This window comes from Mesorhizobium sp. M7A.F.Ca.MR.362.00.0.0 (genome assembly GCF_004023175.1).
In the GTDB taxonomy this organism is placed as follows: Bacteria; Pseudomonadota; Alphaproteobacteria; order Rhizobiales; family Rhizobiaceae; genus Mesorhizobium.
On sequence record NZ_RZTF01000073.1, the window covers coordinates 11,364 to 13,927 of the forward strand.

At 64.8% G+C, this 2,564-nt stretch carries 3 protein-coding genes and 1 pseudogene; all 4 read right to left on the minus strand.

All coding sequences use genetic code 11. The features are described from left to right. On the minus strand, window positions 1–376 hold a 376-nt coding region (locus tag EOC06_RS42365; protein WP_245469527.1), incomplete at its 3' end, for a pyridoxal-phosphate dependent enzyme. Between the two features lie 39 nt (window positions 377–415). Further along, complete coding sequence (lysA, locus tag EOC06_RS12470; RefSeq protein ID WP_127272539.1) at window positions 416–1,684, minus strand: diaminopimelate decarboxylase; 1,269 nt, start codon at window positions 1,682–1,684, stop codon at window positions 416–418. 63 nt (window positions 1,685–1,747) lie between these two features. Then, entirely contained in the window at window positions 1,748–1,954 is a 207-nt protein-coding gene (locus EOC06_RS12475; RefSeq protein ID WP_128307891.1) for a lipoprotein, read from the minus strand. A gap of 117 nt (window positions 1,955–2,071) precedes the next feature. Continuing rightward, a pseudogene (locus EOC06_RS42370) lies at window positions 2,072–2,564 on the minus strand (argininosuccinate lyase); the annotation flags it as partial.

A 2,564-nucleotide genomic window follows, 5' to 3' on the forward strand; every position in this document is an offset into this window, starting at 1 on the left:
CGCCGCCGACGATCAGTTCGGCGCCGTAGGAGCGGATTCGCTCCAGTTTGGCTGGCGGGCTCACTTCGGGAACGAAGATGGTCGCCTTGTGGCCGAGCCGCATGGCGGCATAGGCGACGGCCGCGCCATGGTTGCCGCCCGATGCCGCGACGACACCGGCGTCGGGAACCGGCCGCTCCAGGAGATTGGTGAAGGCGCCGCGCGCCTTGAACGAGCCGGAATGCTGCAGGCATTCGAGCTTCAGGTCGACGGCCAGCGGCGGCTGATCGAAGTCGGCCATGTCGACGCGCAGCACCGGCGTGTGCCTGATATAGGGGCGGATGCGCGGTTCCATCGCGGCAATGCGCTCGCGTGTGACGGTGATGCCGTTCGTCATGATTGCTCCCTGGGACGGGTAGGTGTGTTTCCGGCGCTCCTATGCAAGCCAGTCGGGCATCGAATCCAGCCCAATCAGGTCGTCATAGGTCGGGCGTGGGCGCACGATGTGGAACCGGTCGCCGTCGACCAGCACCTCCGGCACCAGCAGGCGGGTGTTGTAGGTGCCGGCCTGCACCGCGCCATAGGCGCCGGCGGTGGAGACGGCAATCAGGTCGCCGGCCTTCAGCCTGGGCAGATCGCGGTCCAGGCCGATATAGTCGCCGGTCTCGCAGACCGGGCCGACCACGTCGACCATCATGCGCGGCGTGTCGGCCGGCGGCTGCACGACCGGACGGATGTCGTGGAAGGCGTCGTAGAGCGTCGGCCGGATGAGATCGTTCATGGCGGCATCAACGACGAGGAAGTTCTTGGCGTCGCCTTCCTTCACGAAAATCACTTCCGAGACGAGGATGCCGGCATTGCCCGATATCAGCCGGCCAGGCTCGAACATCACCTTCAGCCCGAGCTTGGTGACATGCTTCCTGACGATCTGGGCATAGGCGTCGGGCAGCGGCGGCGGGTTGTTGTCGATGCGGTAGGGAATGCCGAGCCCGCCGCCGACATCGATATGCTCGATGGCATGGCCGTCCGCCCGCAGCGCGCCGACCAGATCGACAAGCAGGGCGAAGGCATCGTCGAAGGGCTGCAGCTCGGTGATCTGGCTGCCGATATGGGTATCGATGCCGGTGATCCTGATGCCGGGAAGCTTTGCCGCGCGGGCATAAACCTGCCGCGCCCGCTGCCACGGGATGCCGAACTTGTTCTCGGCCTTGCCGGTGGAGATCTTCTTGTGGGTCTTGGCGTCGACGTCGGGATTGATGCGCAGCGAGATCGGCGCCACCTTGCCAAGGGCGGTGGCTCGCGCCGACAACAGCTCGAGTTCAGGCTCGGATTCGACGTTGAAGCAAAGGATGCCGGCGGCAAGGGCAAAGTCCATTTCGCGCGCGGTCTTGCCGACGCCCGAAAACAGGATCTTGCCGGCCGGAATGCCGGCGGCCAGCGCCCGGCGCAATTCACCTTCCGAAACCACGTCGGCGCCGGCGCCGAGCTTGGCCAGCGTCCGCAGCACGGCCTGGTTGGAATTGGCCTTCATGGCGTAGCAGACCAGCGCGTCGAGCCCGGCAAAGGACTGGGCAAACACCCGGTAGTGCCTGGTCAGGGTCGCCGTCGAATAGCAGTAGAATGGCGTGCCGATCTGTGCGGCGATGTCGGGGATCGCCACGTCCTCGGCATGGAGCACGCCGTCGCGGTAGTCGAAATGGTTCACGAGAGTGGTTCCGGAAGTTGGGGCGCGATGAGATCGGGTTGAAAGGCCCGGCTCTCGTCGGCTCTAGATCAGCGGGTCGAGGATGAATTTCTTGTCCTTGACCGGTTTTTCCGGCTCCGGCGGCACGGGCTGGTGGGCCTTTGAGGCAACCTTGCGCGCCTGCACGGCCGCCTCATAGGGCGTGTCGAGAGCGCCCCTCCTGCCGCAGGCCGAAACGGCCGCGATCGCAACCAGCAGCGTCAGCGTCACCAAAATCCTGCTTCCGGTCATCGATCCATCCGTCCGAAACGTTTGTCAGCCGCCGCTTTTAGCCGAGTTCTCGGCGCATTGCACCCCGGATATTGCTCGTCGCAATATCCGAGATATTACTGCTCGCAATATCCGGCATTACGCTTTCGCCAGCCGCTTTTTCCAGGCGCGGATCTGCTTCCTCACTTCCGACGGCGCCGTGCCGCCGAAACTGGTGCGGCTCTTGACCGAGTTCTGCACCGCCAGCACCGAAAATATGTCGGCCGTGATGCCGGAATTGATCGCCTGCAAATCCTCCAGTGAAAGCTTCTCCAGCCCCACCTTCCTGTCTTCGGCCAGCGCCACCGCCCGGCCGGTGACATGATGCGCCTCGCGGAACGGCAGGCCGAGCGTGCGCACCAGCCAGTCGGCAAGGTCGGTTGCTGTCGCGTGGCCGGAGCCGGCGGCCTTCTTCATCGCGGCCGCGTTGACCGTCATGTCCGAGACCATGCCGGTCATCGCCGCCAGCATCAGGTCGAGCGTCTCGGCGGCGTCGAACACCGATTCCTTGTCTTCCTGCATGTCCTTGCCATAGGTCAAAGGCATGCCCTTCATCACCGTCAGCAGGCCGACCAGATGACCGGTGACGCGG